Here is a 20,155-nt window from a genome sequence, read left to right as displayed (position 1 = left end):
CCCCTGACCAGCTCCCTCCTGCCCCCTGTCGCGTCCCCGCGCGCCAGCCTCAGCCGAAGCCGCACCGCGCCAGTCGGCCTCCATCCCGCACTCTCGGAATCACATTTCTTGTGCTTCCTGATGTTTCCACGTGAAACACCCCACCCGTAATATTCGTGTCATGACACTTCCCAGGTGCAGTTCTCAGAACCGTTTGGGCCGCCTCAGCGCGATCGGCGCCCTCCTGTTCGTACTGACAGGGCCCGCCGCCAGCGAAGCGGGCGCGCAAATCAAGCCCCTCGCCGACCCGACCACCGCGCGCATGATGCAGCGCCTCCAGGCGCTCTCTGCCGACTCCATGGAGGGCCGCCGCTCCGGATCGCCCGGGGCCGCCAAGGCCCGGCGGTGGATCGTCGCCGAACTCAGCACCATGGGCGTGAAGCCCGCCGGCGCATCGTACGAGGTGCCGGTGGCCCTGCGCCCCCGCGGAGGAGGCCCCGATACGCTGGGCGCCAACATCGTGGCGCGTATTCCGGGCACGAAGGGCAGTGGCCCCGTGCTCGTGCTCAGTGCGCACTACGACCATCTGGGCGTCCGCAACGGCGAGATCTACAACGGCGCCGACGACGATGCGTCCGGGTGCGTGGCGCTGCTGACCATCGCCGAGCGGTTGATGAAGGAGCGCCCGCAGCACGACGTGATCCTGGCGTTTTTTGACGCCGAGGAGAGCGGGATGGTGGGATCAAAAGCGTTCGCGGCGGCGCCGCCGGTTCCGCTCGATCGCATCGGGCTGAACATCAATCTCGACATGGTGGCCCGGCAGGATGGCGGCGCCCTGTGGGTCTCGGGCACGTCCCATACACCCGGTCTCAAGCCCCTGGCCGACGCGGCCGCCAAGGCGTCGGCCGTGCCCATCCGCTTCGGGCACGACACGCGCGATCTCAAGCCCGGCGACGATTGGACCAACTCTTCCGACCACGCCGCCTTCCACGCCAAGGGCATCCCGTTCCTGTATCTCGGCGTCGAAGATCACCCCGACTATCACAAACCCGGCGATGACGCCGACAAGGTGGACCCGGCGTTCTACCGCGGGACGACGGAGTTTGCGTTCGGTCTGCTGAAGCGCGCCGATGCCGCCCTGGAGCAGATTGCGGGGATGCGGCGCCACTGAGGACGTCTTGCCGACGAGGCCCCGTTCGTTTGCCGTCGGTCCGGAAATCAGCCTGCAGAAACACAGATCCCCCGCAACGCTCGGCCCTCGAGCGGTACGGGGGAAGTCTGTTTTTACGGTCCGTTGCATGGGGCCATACCCTCGGCCCCGACCCTACATCTGCAACGAATCAGAAGCTGTTCTCAGGTCGCGGTTTCCCGGACACCTGGTGAACGGACCGGTTGGACAGATGGGACTGCCAATTGATCACCTCCTCGATGTAGGGTTGAACAACGGGCACAGCAGCCGTGGCGACAGGTCTTGGGTCCCGTACCGACGGATCGTTCCACGCCCTTTGGGGACAGTCCTCGACTGGCTGCCGAGCCCGGCCTTACGCGACGGAATGCGGACGCTCCTCCGCATCGCGCATATGGTACGATGAAGCGCGTCTCCGGGCAAGCAGCAAAAGCGTGATCTGTCACACGGTTGCGCAGGTGGTACCTTTCCGGGACCCCCTTCCGGCCTCTGGTCCCAACGTCGGGGACTCCCGTCGCGTAGCCCGGACGCTTCTCCCACCCGTTGTACCTTTTTCTGGATCTGCCTATGCACGTGTCCGCCCACTGGCGACGCGCCCCGTATGCGCTCGCCCTCCTGGCTTGTGTGGCCCCGGCCGCACTGATCGCTCAACCGCCCGGACGTGGAGGTGGCGGTGGTGGCGCCGGCGGTGGTGGAGGGGCGCCGGCCAACCCGGCCAATGCCCTGCCGCCGCTGCCCAAGGGCCCCCGCGCCATGATGCTGCGCGACTGGTATCGCGTGGCCTCCCTCAGCACGCCGGCCGTGTCTCCCGACGGCAAGCGGGTCGCGGTGACCGTCACACGCCCGGTCGAAGCCGAGAACCGCCGGCACAGTGAAATCTGGGTGGTGGACGTGGCCGGTGGAGAACCCCAGCGGTGGACGTCGCCCAGCACCGAGAGCAGCAATCCCCGCTGGTCGGCCGACGGCAAGTATCTGTTCTTCACCTCACAGCGGGCCGGGGGCACGGGCAACACCTGGGCCATCCGTCTCGATCAGCCCAGCGGCGAAGCCATTCAGGTGGGCGACTACCCGAACGGGTCCCTGCCCGACAACGCCGCGTTCGCGGTGTTCACCGATGCTGGTCGGCCCGCTCCGACGGCGCCCAGCCCCGATCCGTTCGGGCAGATGCAGACCATGGCGCGTCCGCCGTTCGACGCCATCACGCGTCCGGCGGCCACCGCGCGGTTCGATGGCCGTCATGTCGTGGACATGAGCTACAAGGTCAACGGCGTGGGCTTCGTGCCCGGTCGTCGGGTGGCGCGCACCTGGCGTCCCACGCAGCTCGCCCGTCAGGCGTTCGGCGACACGGCGAAGAAGGTCATCACCAGCACGTTCTACTCGCATCGCGGCCCGGTGGTCTCGCCCGATGGCAAGTGGATCGCGTTCACGGCCGACGCGCGACTGCGTCCCGATTCGGTGGTCGATCTCGAGCGTGATTCGATCGCCAAGCTGCCGTACAACAAGGTGCGCGACGAAGCGGAGCGCAACGATGCGGACATCTACATCATCGACGCGAACGGCGGCACGCCGCGCAAGCTGACCGAGTGGATGGGCGCGGAGTCGCAGATCACCTGGTCGCCCGATGGCAAGCAGATCGCCTTCATCGGCCGTCCGGCGCGGACGAAGAACTCCAACATCTACGTGGTCGACGTGGCCGGTGGCACGCCGCGCGCGCTGCTGGGCAACTGGCAGTACGAACCCGGCAGCATCGACTGGCTGCCGAACGGCAGCATCCAGTTCACCGCCGAAATCGGTGGACGGTCGGCGGTGATGCGCGCCGACATGAACGGTAAGGCGGCGCCCACGGAAGTGGTGAGCGGCCGTCGCCAGCTGCGTGGCGTGAGCTACGACGCCAAGGGACAGACCATGGCCTTCGTGGCCACGTCGATGAACAAGCCCACCGAACTGTTCGTCGCCAACGCCGATGGCTCGGGTGAGCGTCAGCTCTCCAACTTCAACAAGGACGTCAACGCCGACGTGGTGTGGAGCGATGCCGAACGCTTCACCTACAAGAGTGTGGGCAACCTGGAGATCGAAGGCTGGCTCATGAAGCCGTACGGCTACGAGTCGGGCAAGAAGTATCCGATGGTCATCTACATCCACGGCGGCCCGCACTCGTCGTACGGCGAAGGCTGGTTCGACGAATTCCAGAACCTCGCGGCGCAGGGGATGTTCGTGTTGTTCACGAACCCGCGCGGATCGAGCGGGTATGGCGCGGCCTTCACGTACAGCACGCGCGGTCGCTGGGGCATGGAAGACTACCAGGATCTCATGAAGGCGGTGGACATCGTCTCCGTGCGCGCCGACGTGGACAGCACGAAGATGGGTGCCACCGGTGGTTCCTATGGCGGCTTTATGACCACCTGGCTGGCCACCAAGACCACGCGCTTCAAAGCCATCGAAACCGATCGCACCATCACCGACTGGACGTACTGGTACGGTTCGAGCGATGCGCAGGGGCTGACGGAGTTCGAGTTCTACGGCAAGCCGTGGGACAACCAGAAGCTGTACGACGACCTCTCGCCCATCCGCTACGTGAACAAGGTGAAGACACCGATGCTCATCGTGCAGAGCGAAGAGGATCATCGCACGCCGATGGGCAGCGCCGAGATCTGGTTCATGTCGCTCAAGAAGCAGGGGGTGCCGGTGGAGCTGGTGCGGTATCCGCGCTCCAATCACGATCTGAGCCGCACGGGTGAGCCGTGGCTGCTGGTGGATCGTCTCGGTCGTCTGCGGCAGTGGTTCGGCTACTGGCTCCAGGGCGTGCAGCCGGGCACGATGGCGAACTGACGCACCGGGGATTCACTGATGTGGTATGTGGCCGGCGGGGGAATCACTCCCTGCCGGCCACTTCCTTTTCCAGTACCGCTTCCAGCGCCGCCACGCGATGCAGCACCGGAACCACGCTGTCGGGGTTGAGTGAGATCGAATCGATGCCGGCCCGGACCAGCAGTTCGGCGAATTCGGGATGATCGCTGGGCGCCTGACCGCAGATGCCCACCTTGCAGCCCACGGCATGGGCGTCGGCGATGAGCTGCGTGATGGAGCGCAGCACGGCGGGATTGCGCTCATCGAACAATCGCGACAGCAGCGCGTTGTCCCGGTCCACGCCCAGGGTGAGTTGCGTCAGATCGTTGCTGCCGATGCTGAATCCGTCGAACCGTTCGCCGAATTCCCGCGCGAGCAGCACGTTGCTCGGAATCTCGGCCATCACATACACCTCGAGTCCCGCTTCACCGCGTACCAGCCCATGCTCTGCCATCTCGGCGAGCACCCGATCGGCCTCTTCGAGCGTGCGGCAGAAGGGGATCATCACCACCACGTTGCGCAGGCCGATGTGTTCACGCACGCGGCGGATGGCCCGGCATTCGAGACCGAAGCCCTCACGATACCGTTCGTCGTAGTAGCGTGACGCACCCCGGAATCCGATCATCGGATTCTCTTCGTGCGGTTCGAAGACGCGCCCGCCCAGCAGTCCGGCGTATTCGTTGGTCTTGAAATCGCTGAAACGCACGATGACCGGATGCGGCCATTGCGACGCGGCGATACCGGCGATCCCCGCGGCCATACGATCCACGAAAAAATCGGCTGCCGTGTCGTAGCCCGCCGTGAGTTGCGCAATGGCGGCGCGCTCTTCGGGCGAGAGACGTTCAGGGTGGAGCAGCGCCATGGGATGCGCTCTGGCCATGTGTTCGATGACGAACTCGATACGGGCCAGTCCGATGCCACGCACCGGCAGGCGCCACCAGCGCATGGCCATGGCCGGATCGGCCACGTTGAGCATGATGGCCGTGCGCGTCTCGGGCATGGCGGCGAGATCGGTGTGCGTCTCGCGGAAGGGCAGGGCGCCATCGTACACACGGCCCTCGGGGCCCTCGGCGCAGGACACCGTCACGGTGTGTCCATCGAGCGCCTGCGTGGCGCCGGCCGCGCCCACGATGGCGGCAATGCCCAGCTCACGACTCACGATGGCCGCGTGGCTGGTGCGTCCTCCGGTGTCGGTGACGATGGCCGCGGCACGCTTCATGACCGGCACCCAGTCGGGATCGGTCTGCCGTGCCACGAGAATGCCGCCGTCTTCGAACCGGTGTGCGTCGCGCATGCTGTCCAGCACGAACACCCGGCCACTGGCGATACGATTGCCCACCGCCACACCGGTCACGAGCACGGGACCCGTCCCTTCGAGTGTGAAGGTGCTGACATCGCCACTCTGTTCACGCGCGCGCACCGTCTCCGGACGTGCCTGCACGATGTACAACTCGCCGGTGAGTCCATCACGCGCCCACTCGATGTCCATGGGGCGTGCGTAGTGCCGCTCGATGCGCACGCACCAACGCGCCAACTGCAGCACGTCCGCGTCATTCAGACAGGGACGTGCCCGTTCCTCGGCCGGCGGTTCCACATTGACCGTGCCACCCGCCGGTGCGAACACCATGCGCAGCTGTTTGAGCCCGATGGTGCGATCGAGGATGGGCGTGAGCGATTCGTCGTCGAGCAATGGTTTGAAGACGCGCCATTCGTCGGGGTTGACCGTCCCCTTCACCACGTTCTCACCGAGTCCGAGCGCGCCGGTGATGAGTACCAGCGAGGGAAACCCCGTTTCGGTGTCGAGCGTGAAGGCCACACCGGCCGCACCCATGTCGGAGCGCACCATCTGCTGCACACCAACCGACAGTGCGACGCCGCGATGAGCGATGCCGTGGTGTTCGCGGTAGGCGATGGCACGATCGGTGTACAGCGATGCGAAGCAGCGCCGCACGGCGTCGAGCAGCGCGTCTTCTCCGACGATGTTGAGATACGACTCCTGCTGACCGGCAAAACTCGCATCGGGCAGATCTTCCGCGGTGGCCGAACTGCGCACGGCCACCGCGGGCAGCGACTGTCCGGTGCGATCGGCCAGTGCGCGATAGAATGCGCGAATGTCTTCGGCGAGTGCATCCGGAAGTTTGCCAGCGAGGAACGCATCGCGAATGTGCTGACCGACGTCCTCCAACGGCGCTCCGCCGGCAAGATGCGCGAGCTGATCGGCAAGCACCCCGTCGAGCGCATTGTACGAGACGTAGGCCCGGAATGCGGCGGTGGTGATGGCAAAGCCGTCGGGCACGCGAATGTCGAGCGTGCCGAGGTGACCGAGCATCTCACCGAGCGAAGCGTTCTTTCCGCCGACCAGCGCGAGATCATCGCGGGTGAACGCGTCGAACCAGTCGAGCAGTCGCTCGTCAGCGGGGCGGGGTGTCACAACGCCTTCCAGCCGCCGTCAGCGGTGATGATGGCGCCGTTGATATGGCGCGCCTCGTCGGACGCGAGGAACAGCGCGAGGTTGGCGATGTCGGCGGCATCGAGCTGCGCCGGAATGAGCATCGCGAACGCGCCGGCACGCGCGGCGCCCGTTGGTTCGAGACGATCGGCGGGCATGCTTTCGGCGATATTGGTTTTTGTGGCGCCGGGACAGATGGCGTTGCAGCGGATGCCGCGCATGGCGTACATCCACGCCGTGCTGCGTGTGAGCCCGAGTACCGCGTGTTTGCTGGTGGTGTAGGCGGCACCGGCCGCCCCCCCGCTCAATGCCGCCGTCGAGGCGAGATTGACGATGGAGCCACCGCCCTGCGCGAGCATGGCGATCACGGCGCGCCGGCTCGTGTACATGGGCCCGTCGAGATTCACACGCAAGACGCGCTGCCACACCTCGTCGGAGAGTTCGCCCACGCCCGCCATGTAGTCCATGATGCCGGCGTTGTTCACGAGCACGTCGATGCGACCATGCACGACGATGGCGGTATCGACGAGACGCTCGGCATCGGCGCGATCACCGATGTCACCGGTGACCGCGGTGATCTGGCCGCCTGTGGCGCGTACGGCCTCTGCCACTTCGCGCAGCCGCTCGGTATTGCGATCGCCCGCGATGACCCGGGCCCCTTCCTGGGCGAAACGTTCCGCCATGGCACGTCCCATACCGGACGCCGCGCCGGTGATGACCACGACCTTTCCATCGAGTCTCATTCCGCCTCCCAGAGGATATGTTCGGGGCAAGAGCATACTTCAGCATATGAAACCGCCGCGGCACCGACCATCGGGATTTCCCTGTCGGTACCGCGGCGATACGACTGCAGCTTCTCAGGCAAATGCGCAGGCTGGACACCAGGCCGTGCACACGATCCACGCAAGCGCGTGCTTACGCGCGGGTCTCCGTGAATGTCCCGTGGCTATGCCATGTGACTACATCCGATGACATCCCACTACACCGCGAAACAGTAGAACAGTCCCGCTCCCCCCGTCGCACGCAGGTTCTCCTGACCACACCCGCGTGAGGCATGTGACGAGTTCCACGAGGTGGGATTCGCACCACCACCCTGTCGGTCATGGTGGCCCAGGAGAGCACTGCCGCTCTCCGCGCTGCTCGTCCAGTTGCTGCATGTGCTGTCGCCGGCATCGGTCGAGACACGTCCATCCAGCGTGGAACCGGTGAGGATGTCGTGCGTGTTGGGGGTGTCACCCCGTCCGTTCACCATGGTGCCCTTTTCCGTGAGGCTGTTCTCCTTGGACAACTTGTTGTTGTCGCTGTGGAGATCATCCACGCTCGTTGCCACCACCACACCCTTCACGTTCTTCCACGGCCCCTTGCCGATGCGATCGCGGGCATTGATGGCCGGCTTGCCACCAACGGCCTGCTGACTCAGATAGGCGTGCCACGTCTTGCCGCGCACACCCGCCGCTTCGGCGAGCGTGGCGCAATGCCGGTCGGCGCCTTCGATACCACCCAGATTGGCGCCGTTACCGGAGCCCACACTGGTGATGAAGAACGACATGTCCTGCTGCAGGGCGGGGAACGCCGGCAGATCGGGCGTCGTGGTGGACAGCATGGCGCCAAGCACGGCGATGGGAAGATGGAGCGGGACCATGGTTGAACCTCGGGGCTACCGTTGCGGAGAGAGATGCACGACCTCGGCGGTGTACGCGCCGATCGCGGCGGGACTGTAGGGCAGCGGCACGAACGTCCCGCTGGCCCACAGGGGAAAGAGGTTGGCATAGAACGGACTGCGCGGATCACCACTCTGGCCCGGCGAATTGGTGACGCGGGCAGCGTCCCAATCGGCCAGATCGATGACCACACGCAGGCTCGCACCATGCCCCTGATTGTCGGTGTTACCGGTGGCGTGCAGCGTGTTCGCATACCCACCGCGCGGCAGAGGCCCGGGAGAGAGCCGGGCACGCACCGAGTCGTGCACGAGCGGATCGAGCACGTGACTGATACGCGCGAAGTGGAACTTTGGATCCCCGTATCGCCAGGTCGTCATGTCGGTGCCGAAGCGCCGCGTGACGTCGGACACGGCATCCTCGAACGCATGCCGCAGAATGGAATCGCGTGTGGCGGCGGGATTGGTGCCCAGCAGTGAGTCCGGCTGTGTGAGCCATTGCACGGTGCGGGCGAGTGGTACCGTGCGGATGACAGACCGGGCCGCACGGGGCACCGCCACCTCGGCCGTGATGGACGAGAGTCGCCGTTCCCAGGCTGCGTAGAGCGCCGCGCCGCGGGAGGTGGCGTTCATGAACCGGTTCCACCGCAACATCGTGTCACGCGCCGCCGCCACCGCGGGCGAGGCAAACGTGAGCGGCGTCAGGAGAGGCACGAGCGCCCGCGCGGGCAGGGACATCTCGTCGTACTGCAGCGCGCCACTGCTGGCCACGGTGGCTTTGCGCGTGGTGTCGAGCACTTCGAGCAGACGATCGCGCCGGAACGGATCGGCCCAGGTGCGCGCGAGCGCATCGAAACGCGGATACGACGATGGTACGTTGAACGCATTGGCCGTACCCACGTACCCACGGGCCGGCGAACTCTCGTGCGGCAGCTCGGGAATGGGCAGGAATCCCTTCCATTCGAAACGTCCGTCACCCGGCACCGGCACGAGACCGTCCCAGTTGGGACGCACGGGCGCGATGGCCGCCGTCTGCCAGCCGATGGCGCCACTGGTGTCGGCCCAGATCCAGTTGAGCGCGGGCATGCGCGCGTAGGACAACGCCGCACGCGCTTCGGTCCAGTTGCGCGCCTGATCGAGACGCAGACTGGCCAGATACGGTGCACTGCCCGGTTCCAGCCACGCCGCGCGCAACGCCGCGGCCTGATGTCGGACACTGTCCACGTACAACACCGGTCCATGCCGCGTGAATGCGAGCGTCACCGGCACCGGTGCGGCCCCGCGTACCCGGATGGTATCCACGATGGTGCGCATGCGCTCGAAGCCGTTGCCATAGCGGTACGCGCCCACATTGGACGGATCGAGTTCGTACACATACAGATCCTCGGCGTCGATGCCGAAGATGGTGAGCCCCCACGCGCCATGCCGGTTGTGCCCGATGGCCACACCCGGAATGGCCGGTTCGCCGCCACCGATGACATCCCAGCCCGGGGCCTTGAGATGCACCATGTATCGCAGCGATGGCACGGCAATGGTGCGATGCGGATCGTTGGCCACGATGGGTTTGCCGCTCGCCGTACGGGATCCGGCAATGACCCAGTTGTTGCTCTCCCACCGCTCCACCTCGGTGTCGCGCGTCTCGACCGCCGGACCGCTGCGTCGCCATGAAGTGGCCACCTCCTCGGCGCGGAACGATGGGGTGCTGCGCGAACCGTCGTAGTCGGCGAAGATCGGACCATCGGCCACCGCACCGACCAGACGCGCCACCGCGGAGTCGATCGCGAGCCGTGCGTTCTCCGGCTCGAACCGTTTGCGACGGCGCACGGCCTCCTCGCCGAGCAGACGCACGGCGCGCGCGTTGCTGGGTTCGTCCTTGGCGTTGGAGGCAAGAGCATTGTGACGCGACACCACCACGGCGGGAGTCCAACGTCCCGGCTGGATGCCGAGCGCCTTGAGATCGGGAGGCATCAGCGTGGTGTCACGTCGCACCTGATCCACGTACGCATTCACACCGTCCACGAACGCCTGGATGATGGACGCCCCACGCGGATGATAGTGCGCCAGTTCGGTGGCCATCGAGCCGCGGTACATGAGCAGTCGTGCCGCTCGATCACGCGCGACCCATCGCGGACCCAGTGCTTCGGCCATCGTGCCCGTGGCCTGTCGTCGCCACAGCTCGAGTTGGAACAGGCGGTCGCGGGCGGCGCTGTACCCTTGCGCGAAGAACAGGTCGTGTTCGTTCTTCGCGTCGATGTGTACGATGCCGGCGCTGTCGCGCGTGAGCGTGACGGGGGCACGAAGTCCGCGCAGCGTCAAGCGTGAGCCCGGGGATGCGTTCATTCTTGCCGGCGCAGCAGACCGCGGGGCCGCGGCGGTGGCCTGCGCCATGATCGATGCAGGCAATACGGCCACGACACCCAGCGCGAGACGCAGTGTGGTCAGCGCGAGACGGAATGCGGGACGCCGCGGGAGGGAAGTCGGCATCGTGAGACGGGGAGAAAGGTCAGGGAGCGGCGTGCGGTGCATTGTGCGGCACAGCACGCTGCGCGGCATGCTGTGTCGCATGCTGTGTCGCATGCTGTGCATTGCAGGCCGCGGCGAACGTATCGACGATCTCGGCAGCCGGACGGATGTCGTGAATGGCATCCACACTGCGACCGGCCTGCCAGTAGTCCTGCGACACCCCTTCGATACTCGATCGCTTGAGCTGACGCAGCGATCGTAATGCGTACCAGGTGCGGATCCAGTGTTTCGTACGGCGACCGCGGAAGAGCATCCGCGAAAGAGGACCTACCGTGGTGCCCAGCTTCTCGACATAGGGCGTGCGCAGAACGGCCACCGGCACGCCGGTCAACCGCTCGGTGAGCACCACATCTCGCGCCGAGGCATCCACGATGGCCTGCTTGTAGCGCGGATCGGCGTTGCATTCGGTCGTGGCGATGAAACGCGTGCCGAGTTGCACGCCGACGTAGCCCATATCGAGCAGGGCACAGAACTGCGCCGCTTCACCCACACCGCCGGCCGCCACCACGGGCAGGCCGAGATCGGCCACCTCGTCGAGCAGCGCGCGTGGGTCGCGCGAGCCCGCATGTCCGCCGGCCCGATTGTTCACCGCGACGAGGCCATCCACGCCGCCATCACGTCCCTTGAGCGCCCATTTGCGCTCGGTGATGTCGTGGTACACCACACCGCCGGCCGCATGCACCCGGTCGGCCACCCAGCGAGGGTTGCCAAGAGAGGTGAGGAAGAACCGCACGCCCTCTTCGAGCGCGGTCTCCACCCATCGCACCATGCGGTTGTGATAGGTCTTGCTGGACGCCTCGATGAGCGCGTTGAATCCGATGGGCGCACCGCCGCTGAGCGCATGGATATGGCGCAGGCCTTCGCGGAATTCCCACCCATGCACGTAGGTGAGCGAGATGGGCTGCACGACGCCCAGCCCGCCGGCCTTGCTGACGGCGGCCACGAGTTCCGGATTGCTGCACGGATACATCGGACCGCAGATCAGCGGGACACGAATGCCCGTCTGACGCGTGAGGGCGGTATCCATCCGGCGTCGTCAGGCCGCGGAGGCGGAAGCAGGGGCAGGTGGGCGCATGCAGGAGCCTACCCCCGGATCCGCAGGCTCGCCACCTTCCGACCATGCTCCGGACACTCCTTCCGCCATGCCTCCGATCTCTTCTGCCGGGTCGCCGGTGATACTGACTGCGGCCGTGGTGTTCATGATCGTGCAGACGGCGATGCTGATGGTGCTGGTGGCGCGCCTCGCACCGGGTCGGCACCGTCGGCCTCCGGTGCCACCGCGTCCGATGCCGCGCATCGACACCACCGTCAGCGTCATCGTGGCCACGCTCAATGAAGCGCGCCGTATCGGGCCCTGTCTCGAAGGACTCATGCAGCAGGACTGTCCGTTGCTCGAAGTGCTGGTGGTGGACAGTCGGTCCGACGACGGCACACGTGAACTGGTGCAGGCGGCCGCACGTCGGGATGCCCGCATCCGACTGCTCACCGACGATCCGTTGCCGGCAGGGTGGGTGGGCAAGGTGTGGGCGCTCGAGACGGGACGGCGGGCCGCACAGGGCGATTGGATCCTGGGTATCGACGCCGACACCATTCCCGCGCCCGGGCTCGTGGGTGCGGTGATCGATGCGGCCGAAGAGGGACGCTACGATGTCGCCAGCTTCTCCCCACAATTCACCGGACAGCGCGTGGCTGAACGCTTCGTGCAACCGGCCATGCTGGTGACGCTGGTGTATCGCACGGGCGCGGCCGGTGCGGAGCAGCCTCCCGACCGGGTGCTCGCCAACGGGCAGTGTTTTCTGGTGCGCCGTGCCGTGCTCGAGGCGCATGGGGGCTATGCCGCCGCGCGTGGTTCGTTCAGCGACGACGTCACGCTGGCGCGACATCTTGCCGCGGAGGGCGCGCGGGTGGGGTTTCTGGACGGCTCACGCATCATCCAGGTGCACGCGTACGACGGCCTGCGTGAGATGTGGCGCGAGTGGGGGCGCAGCTTCGATCTCAAGGACGCCACGTCGCGCACCCGTGGATGGATGGACGTGCTGCTCGTGTGGCTGGTGCAGGCATTGCCATTGCCGGTGCTCGTGCTGATGGCCCTGTGCACCGGCGGACATGCATGGGGCGCGAGCGCCTGGCCCGATATGCCCCACTGGCTGCAGGTCGCGCTCCTCACGGTCAATGGCACGGCGCTGCTGGTGCGGCTGTCGATGCTGTCCGCGCTGCGTGGCAGCTACGCGGTACGGGGTATCGCCTATTGGTGCTCCTGGCTGGCCGATGGCGCGGCGGCGTATCGGCTCACGCTGAGCATGGCGCGCACGCCCAGGGCCTGGCGGGGACGTCGGTATCCACCGGCCTCCGACGTCACGATGTGATCGACCGGCGTATCGAGATCTCCGTCGATACGCCGGACGATGTGTCGTCCGATTTGTCGCTGGCCGTGCCGATCGTTGCGTCGATCGGCACGGCCAGCGTTCTGCTTACGGCTCGACGATCACATGACCCACCATGCCGAGCATGGCATGCGGATCACACTGGAAGTAGTACGTGCCGGGGCCCATGGTCACGGGAATGTCGATGGACTGCCCGGGCAGCTGCGCGAACGCCGACATCGGCGGCAGGTTGGCCGCGTTGGCATTCGAGTCGGGGAGGAAGTGTACGTTGTGCACGCCGGTGACCAGCACGAACTTGAGCACATCGCCCGGCTTGACCGTGACACTCTTGGGCTTGAAGTAGTTGCCGCTGTCGTCGGTGATCATCTCGATGGTCACCGAATTGCCGGTCGGCTTGGGCGCAGACGTGGCGCCCGATGCCGTGCCCGATGGTGTGCCGGCGTCGCCCGTGGCATTGCCGCCCGCGGTGTTGCCGCCGTCGCCGCCGCACGCGGCCAGCGACAGACAGGTGAAGAGCAGAGCGCCGGCGCGGCGGACCGTGGTGCGGGTCATGGAGAGCGGGGAGGTCGAAAGGAGCGGACGCATGGTGCAGTGCCTCTGAAAGGATCTGATGGAAATCGCTGTCGTGGAAACGGCGGAGCGGACGTCAGAAATCGCGGGTGTCGAAGGCGCGACGGGCGAACAGCGCCGGAATGAGTATCCAGAGCAGCAGGCCGATCGCGGCCGAGAGTGTCCCCAGGGGCGTGCCAAGGAACCGGCTGAGGACGGCGCCGGTGTACCCCATGAGCGCAGCGGTATCGCTGTGCAGCACGATGATGGAGCGGGCGAGATCCACCGGATTGCCCAGCATCAGCGCGAGCATCGGACGCTCCAGCGCGTAGTCGGCAAAGGTGGTGGAGACCAGCAGGACCAGCGCGTCATATCCCACGCTGAGCAGCAGCCAGACCATCAGGCCGGTCACGACGCTGCGCAGGCGGTCGTCGATGCGGATGCCGATCAGCAGGGCCAGACCGCCGAACACGAAGGTCAGGGCCACGCCACCGCCGATGGTGCTCAGCGCCAGCGGCATCACCGCCGTGTCGAGCGTGCGATGCCACACCAGCGGGAACGCCACCCCCACGGCAAAGCCGGCCGCGAGTGGCAGCACCTGCGCGAGATACAACGCGAGAAAGAGCCGCGTGCGGCGCACCGGCTGCGTGAGCAGCAGTTCGGTGAACTCGCGGGCGCCATGCCATCCGATGATGCCCAGCATCATCGTGACGAGCGGCACGACGAACAGCACCAGATTCAGCAGCGAGACCAGCGCGCGTTCGGCGGACCCGGTGAGCCGGAGGACACTTTCGGTGAGGAGCAGCGTGCCGATGGTGAAGAGCACGACGCCGCGGTTGCGGCGGACGCTGCGCCATTCCTGTCGCAGCACGGTCCACACGACCGAGGGCGCCGGGGGGACGGACACGCTGGTGGAAGTCGGGCGATATGTGGTGAGCACCAGGTCGGCAATCATGGGGACACTCGCTCGGCGAGGGGTGCTGCTCCCCGCTGCATGAGATGGGCGATGGCTTCTTCGAGTGACGGCGCGCCGGTGTCCGCCAGCAGCGACGACACGGCGCCGTGCCAGGCCACCCGGCCGTCGTGCAGGAAGACGATCGTATCGGCGAGCTCCTGCAGCTCACTCAGGATGTGCGAGGTGATCACGACGGCGCGGCCGGCATCGCGTGCGCGACGGATGGCGCGCTTCAGAATGCCGCTGGCGACCGGATCGAGTCCCGCCGTGGGTTCGTCCAGCAACAGCAGATCGGGAGCGAAGAGAAACGCCGCTGCCGCATTGATGCGCTGACGTTGGCCACCGCTCAGTGCCCGCGCCGGCTGATCGAGGAACCGTTCGAGTTCGAACGCGTCGACGAGCGCGGTGTCGCGCACGGTCGCATCGCCGCGCAGATCGGAGAGCAGGCCGAGGACATCACGACCGGTGAACGTCTCCGGGTACCGCGCGAGTTGCGGCATGTAGCCGATGCGCGCCCGGTGATCGATGCGACCGGCCGTGTCCTGTCCATCGAACAGGATGTGGCCGCCGTCGGGGCGCACGAGTCCGAGAATGGACTTGTTCAGGGTGGTCTTGCCCGCGCCGTTGGGGCCGATGACGGCTGTCACCGCGCCCCGATGGATATCGAGCGTGATGTCGTGCAGCACGGTGTGCCGCGCATACTGTTTGCGCAGCGCCCGCACCGAAACGAGCGGCGTGGACGAGGAAGACGGCGAATGTGAAAGACCGTTGCCGTTCATGGCAGTCTCCGGGGGGCGTGCATGAGCGGCGCTTCGTCACGCAACGCGGCCGGCGTGAGCGTGGGAACCACGCGTTCGGCGACATCGAGCAGATCGACGAGCAGCGAACGGACGAGCACCAGTGCCGACGGCGATTGCTCCACCAGCAGGGCGAAGAGCCGGACCGGCATGTGCGGCACATCGCCACGGCCATCCCGGTTCAGATCGTAGCCGCGGTAGCGGTCCCACCAGTTGCCGCGAAACGTGCTGTAGCTCCGGCGGCTGTTGGTGCCCACGTCGAACACATTCCCCTGGAAACCGTTGCCTTCGAGGAGATTGTCCTGCGCGTCGGCCAGCACACGCACGGCCCAGCCATTCCGCACGAAATCGTTGTCGGTGACCTGATTGCGGTTGGCTCCCTCCATGTGGAGGCCCACCGAGTTGTCGATGAAGAGATTCCGCCGCACCTCGCTGTCGCTGATCTCCTTGAGCAGCAACCCGTACGCCGCGCTGCCGCGGTTGTGCACGAAGCGGTTGTCGTTGATGTGCACCGCCTTGGCGTACATCACCGCCACCCCCGACTCGTTGTCGCGGAATTCATTGCCTTCGTACAGGCAGGAATCGGAGAACATGAAGTGCAGACCGTAACGGCGGCTGTGCACGCTCACATTGCGCCGCGCCACCCCGCCCACGGTGAATTCGAAGTAGATGCCGTCCCGATGGCCTTCGATGACGTTCTCCTCGAAGACCACATGGTGACTCGACCAGCTGTGCAACCCGTTGCCTGTCACCGTCTGTGAACCGGTGAGTCCCCGCAGATGATTGCGGCGCACGAGACAGTAGCTGGCCCGCTGCAGATAGATGCCGAAGAGCGTGGCTTCGAAACGATTGCCGTCGATGAGACATCCGGCGGCTTCCACCACGCGCAGGGCCGCGCGATCGGTGGCCTGACTGGTCCCGGTGTTGCGGAACGTGAGCCCGCGCACGGTCACCGAATCGGCCGCGACCACGAGCAACTCCCGCTCTCCTTCACCGTCGAGCACCGCACCCGAGTCCCCCAGCAACGTGAGCGGCTGGCGCACCACGACGGTGGGTTCCCGATAGACACCCGGCAGCACGCGCACGACGCCGTACCGACGCACCTGCGCAACGGCGTCGGCCAGGCGGGTGAAAGCACCGGGGCGCGGGGAAGGAGACACCCACGCGGTATCCATGGAGCCGATGGTGCCCGTGGTGCCGGAGGTGCCGGAGGTGCCACGAACCTGCTGCGCCTCGACATGCGGCGCGAGCACGAACAGGGCTCCCAATGCGAGCAGCATCATGATGAACAGCTGACGCGCCATCGTGATGGCCCGGGCAAGCAACGGCACGCCGAGTGGCACCTGGCCTCGCGCATCGAGCCGCACTTCGGCCCGCATACCGCCCAGCATCTCAGTGTGAGTGCGCATCGGGCGACTCGTTGCCGGAGGTGCCGATCGGCGCACTGGCCGGAACCGCCACCAGCGCCTGGATGCCGGGCCAGGTGATTGCCGTGCCTCCATGGGCGCGCTGCAATGCTTCGGGGTCCGCGTCGGTCGCGAACGCCACGAGATCGCGGCCCATGGGAGAACGCAGGCGGCTGCCCTGCAGGTAGACCGCCCGTGTGGCGTCCACCCATTGAGAGGGATCGGCGAAATTGGCCACCCAGATGGCCCGCGGTTCGTGCGCGGGTGTCTGGGCGGCCACCCAACTCGCCGCACACTCGATCGAATCGAAGGTCTGCAGCCGACCCCGATCGGTGAGCACGAGGGCCCCGAAACGAACGTCGTCGATGGTCATTCGACAGTACGCGCAGCTGTCCTCACCGCGCACGAGTGTGCGCGGTGCGTCATCGCTGCAGCCGGCGACGAGCGCCAGCGCGAGAAGGGTGAGCATGTCACGGCGGGTCATACCGTCGCCTTGCGGAGCGACGCGTCGGCGCGTGCGTTCCCGTCGTTGCTGGCCTGCGTGTTCACGGGCCGGGACTCGCGCACGGTGATCAGCGCAGCGCCCACCGCGGCCATCACCGCGACGATCGCGAGCACACCACCGGTCGCGGGCCACGACGTGGCCGTGAAGTTGAGCAACTTCTTGCTCCCGATGAGGGGAGGCTGATAGGTCATCCCGGGCACCTTGATCGGGGCGTGCTCGAGATCGAGGTTGTGGCCGTAGTCGTATTCCCACCAGTAGAAGTCGGCGAGTCCGACCAGCGCCGCCAGCACCAGGGCCACCACCCACAGTTGCAGCAGCCGGCGGCTGCCGCGCCAGGCGATCAGCAGACCCAGCACGCACATCGCTACGATGCCCGGGGGCATGATGCGCAGTTCGGGAATGCTGTCGGGGACGATGACCTTCATGCCGATGTAGTGATTGAGCCCGTTGATGTTTTGCAGATCATTCGGGCCGATACCGGCAACCGTGTGTGCCCAGATGTGCATGCCCAGTCCTTCCGGGTACTGCGGCGCGATCAGGGAGATGCGCCACAGCGGGAAGAGCAGAGCGAGGCCGAGCATCACGGCGGATGCGACCAGCAGCCAACGGGCACGAAGTGAGGCAGTCATGAGAGGAATCCCCGGGGAGGCACGGAGCGCGGTGTCTGGAGCGCCGGCTCCGTTCTCCCGTCGAGGCTTGTTCAGAGAAGAGGATCAGCGCGGGCTGGGCGCGTGGGCGTGTCCGGCGGACGCCGGCGCGGGAGCCGGAGCCACACCACCCGGCGGGGTCGGCAGCGTCACACCACGCGCCGCCGCACGGGCAACCTGACCCTGGGCCTTGATCGTGTTCGCCGAGAGCGGCACGCTCGAACCCACCGGCGAGACGCGGACGTAGCCCGACATCTCCTGATGCAGCGCCGAGCAGAAGTCGGTGCAGTACATCGGATACACGCCGATCGCCTTCGGCACCCAGCGCAGCGTGCGCGTTTCACCGGGCATGATCAGCAGTTCGGACGTGGTCGCCCCCTGGATCGCGAAGCCGTGCGGGATATCCCAGTCCTGCTCGAGGTTGGTGACGTGGAAGAGCACCGTGTCACCCACCTGCACGCCTTCGATGTTGTCGGGCGCGAAGTGCGAGCGGATGGCCGCCATGCGCACGTGCACCACCTTGCCGTTGCGGCTCACACCCGCTTCCCGCTCGGCCTTCGTCACCTGCGGATGCCGGTTCTCGGCCAGCGTGAAGAACTTCTTCTGCTGCTTCTCGATCTTCGCCGCTTCGATGGCGTTGCCGTAGTGCGGTTCGCCCGTGGTCGGGAAGTCGAGGAGCAACTTCATCTTGTCGCCCGAGATGTCGTAGAGCTGCGCGGACTGCGTGAGCTCCGGACCCGTCGGCAGATAGCGGTCCTTCGTGATCTTGTTGAGCGCGACGACGTACTTGCCCGCGGGCTTGGTGGTCGCGCCACCGGGAATCATGAGGTGACCGATCGAGTAGTAGGTCGGCACCCGGTCGACGATCTCCCACGTGCCCAGCTTCCACTTCACGATCTCGCTGGAGATGAAGAGCGACGTGTACGCATAGCCCTTGCCGTCGAATTCCGTGTGCAGGGGGCCCAGACCCGGATCCTTCACCTCGCCGGCGAGGATGGCTTCGTACTTGAGCACCGGAATGCCGTCGATCGTCGTTTCGAACGCCTTGTCCTTGATCGCCTGCTGCAGCTTGGTGAACGAGTGCACCGGAATCACCGTCGCCAGCTTGCCACCGGCCACGATGTACTCACCCGTCGGATCCACGTCGGCGCCGTGCGGCGACTTCGGGGTGGGCAGGAAGTAGATCGCATCGGGGCAGCTCGTGGGGGTCAGCACCTTCACCGACTGCTTGCGCTCCACCTGCGCCATGCGCGAGAAGTCGTCCATCACGTTGTGCATGTAATCGGCCGGCCATGTTTCGGCCTTGCCGTTCTTCACGCAGGCTTCGAGCGTGCGGAAGTTGATCGCCGCGATGAAGTCCTTGTCGGCCTTCGAGGCGTTCACTTCGAGCTTCTCGTACGCCTGCTCGGAGTTGTACGACGTGAAGAACACCCAGTCCTTCGACGGGCCCTTGCCGGCGCGCGCGAGATCGTAGTTGTAGCCCGGCACGAGCAACTGGAATGCCACATCCATCTTGCCCGGTTCGTTGGCTTTCACGAAGGAGATCGTGCCCTTGAACTTCTTCGCGTAGTCGGCGATCGGTACGTCGGCCTGCGGGATGGGCAGCGAGAAACGCGTCGAGGCCAGCACATATTCGCTGTTCGACGTGATGAACGGCGAGCCGTGATTGCCACCCGAGTTCGGAATCTGCAGAATCTCGGACGTCTCGAACGTCGTCAGATCCACACGCGCCACACGCGGCGTGTTGTTGGCGTTCACGAACAGCCAGCGTCCGTCGTCTTCGCCGTTGGTCTGCGACAGCGCGGTATGGTGCAGATCGTCCCACGGGATGTTCCCGAAGGTCGTTTCCAGCATCGGCTTCGTTTCTTCCGAGTAGCCGTAGCCATTCTCGGCGAACTGCGAGAAGACCGGGATGATCTTCAGCAGACGGCCGGAGGGCAGGCCGTACACACCCACCTGTCCGTTGAAGCCGCCGGAGAGGAAGGCGTAGAACTCGTCGTGAGAGCCGGGAGCGACGTACACCTTGCTGGCGGCGTCACCCGCGCCGATCGCGCCAGTCGAACGACTGGCCGGTGCGCACGCGAAACCGTATGCGAGCGTCGCGGCCACGGTTGCCGTGGCGACGAACCATCCGGTGCGGTGAGAGAGAGACATATGTGCGGATCCCCGCAGGTAATGGAGAGGCACGGAACAACGCGGATGACCGTCATGATCGATCCGGCCGTGCACTGGAAAATCTCGGATTTCATATACCAGATTGAAGTCGGTGAT

The 20,155-nt window shown here is 66.1% G+C and carries 15 protein-coding genes; 3 read left to right on the top strand and 12 right to left on the bottom strand.

The window, feature by feature from the left end:
• Positions 1-160: 160 nt before the first annotated feature.
• Positions 161-1,150 (top strand): M20/M25/M40 family metallo-hydrolase, encoded by a 990-nt coding sequence (locus tag WG208_RS08655; RefSeq protein WP_337170938.1) that lies wholly within the window; start codon positions 161-163, stop codon positions 1,148-1,150.
• Positions 1,151-1,732: 582 nt separating this feature from the next.
• A complete protein-coding gene (locus WG208_RS08650; RefSeq protein WP_337170937.1) occupies positions 1,733-3,994 on the top strand; it encodes a S9 family peptidase in 2,262 nt (753 codons plus the stop codon).
• A 43-nt stretch (positions 3,995-4,037) separates the two neighbouring features.
• Here the strand turns inward: WG208_RS08650 and ppsA are convergent, their stop codons facing one another.
• The 5 genes from ppsA to WG208_RS08625 all read right to left on the bottom strand — a co-directional run bounded on the left by ppsA (position 4,038) and on the right by WG208_RS08625 (position 11,668).
• Positions 4,038-6,443: a phosphoenolpyruvate synthase gene (gene ppsA / locus WG208_RS08645; RefSeq protein WP_337170936.1), complete on the bottom strand. Its 2,406-nt coding sequence runs from the start codon at positions 6,441-6,443 to the stop codon at positions 4,038-4,040.
• Positions 6,440-7,204, bottom strand: coding sequence for a glucose 1-dehydrogenase (locus WG208_RS08640; RefSeq protein WP_337170935.1), 765 nt, complete (start codon positions 7,202-7,204; stop codon positions 6,440-6,442). The genes ppsA and WG208_RS08640 overlap by 4 nt, the downstream gene beginning before the upstream one ends.
• A gap of 236 nt (positions 7,205-7,440) precedes the next feature.
• Positions 7,441-8,064 (bottom strand): hypothetical protein, encoded by a 624-nt coding sequence (locus WG208_RS08635; RefSeq protein WP_345786977.1) that lies wholly within the window; start codon positions 8,062-8,064, stop codon positions 7,441-7,443.
• Between the two features lie 54 nt (positions 8,065-8,118).
• Positions 8,119-10,602 carry a penicillin acylase family protein gene (locus tag WG208_RS08630; RefSeq protein ID WP_337170933.1) on the bottom strand — a complete coding sequence of 828 codons (2,484 nt, stop codon included), beginning with the start codon at positions 10,600-10,602 and terminating at the stop codon, positions 8,119-8,121.
• A 19-nt stretch (positions 10,603-10,621) separates the two neighbouring features.
• Complete coding sequence (locus WG208_RS08625) at positions 10,622-11,668, bottom strand: nitronate monooxygenase (RefSeq protein WP_337170932.1); 1,047 nt, start codon at positions 11,666-11,668, stop codon at positions 10,622-10,624.
• Between the two features lie 145 nt (positions 11,669-11,813).
• Between WG208_RS08625 and WG208_RS08620 the strand changes: the two genes are divergently transcribed.
• Entirely contained in the window at positions 11,814-13,007 is a 1,194-nt protein-coding gene (locus WG208_RS08620; RefSeq protein WP_337170931.1) for a glycosyltransferase family 2 protein, read from the top strand.
• A gap of 105 nt (positions 13,008-13,112) precedes the next feature.
• Here the strand turns inward: WG208_RS08620 and WG208_RS08615 are convergent, their stop codons facing one another.
• The 7 genes from WG208_RS08615 to nosZ all read right to left on the bottom strand — a co-directional run bounded on the left by WG208_RS08615 (position 13,113) and on the right by nosZ (position 20,038).
• Entirely contained in the window at positions 13,113-13,610 is a 498-nt protein-coding gene (locus WG208_RS08615) for a plastocyanin/azurin family copper-binding protein (RefSeq protein ID WP_337170930.1), read from the bottom strand.
• A gap of 61 nt (positions 13,611-13,671) precedes the next feature.
• Positions 13,672-14,529, bottom strand: coding sequence for an ABC transporter permease subunit (locus tag WG208_RS08610; RefSeq protein WP_337170929.1), 858 nt, complete (start codon positions 14,527-14,529; stop codon positions 13,672-13,674).
• Positions 14,526-15,308: an ABC transporter ATP-binding protein gene (locus tag WG208_RS08605; protein WP_337170928.1), complete on the bottom strand. Its 783-nt coding sequence runs from the start codon at positions 15,306-15,308 to the stop codon at positions 14,526-14,528. The genes WG208_RS08610 and WG208_RS08605 overlap by 4 nt, the downstream gene beginning before the upstream one ends.
• Positions 15,305-16,735: a nitrous oxide reductase family maturation protein NosD gene (locus WG208_RS08600; RefSeq protein ID WP_337170927.1), complete on the bottom strand. Its 1,431-nt coding sequence runs from the start codon at positions 16,733-16,735 to the stop codon at positions 15,305-15,307. The genes WG208_RS08605 and WG208_RS08600 overlap by 4 nt, the downstream gene beginning before the upstream one ends.
• Positions 16,719-17,216: a nitrous oxide reductase accessory protein NosL gene (locus tag WG208_RS08595; RefSeq protein ID WP_337170926.1), complete on the bottom strand. Its 498-nt coding sequence runs from the start codon at positions 17,214-17,216 to the stop codon at positions 16,719-16,721. The genes WG208_RS08600 and WG208_RS08595 overlap by 17 nt, the downstream gene beginning before the upstream one ends.
• Positions 17,213-17,866, bottom strand: a complete 654-nt coding sequence (locus WG208_RS08590) for a hypothetical protein (protein ID WP_337170925.1) — start codon at positions 17,864-17,866, stop codon at positions 17,213-17,215. Before WG208_RS08590 ends, WG208_RS08595 begins: the two co-directional genes overlap by 4 nt.
• Positions 17,867-17,950: 84 nt before the next feature.
• Positions 17,951-20,038 (bottom strand): Sec-dependent nitrous-oxide reductase, encoded by a 2,088-nt coding sequence (gene nosZ / locus WG208_RS08585; RefSeq protein WP_337170924.1) that lies wholly within the window; start codon positions 20,036-20,038, stop codon positions 17,951-17,953.
• Positions 20,039-20,155: the final 117 nt, after the last annotated feature.

It is taken from the genome of Gemmatimonas aurantiaca (assembly GCF_037190085.1).
In the GTDB taxonomy this organism is placed as follows: Bacteria; Gemmatimonadota; Gemmatimonadetes; order Gemmatimonadales; family Gemmatimonadaceae; genus Gemmatimonas; species Gemmatimonas aurantiaca_A.
This window is presented reverse-complemented; position numbering and strand designations above follow the sequence as displayed.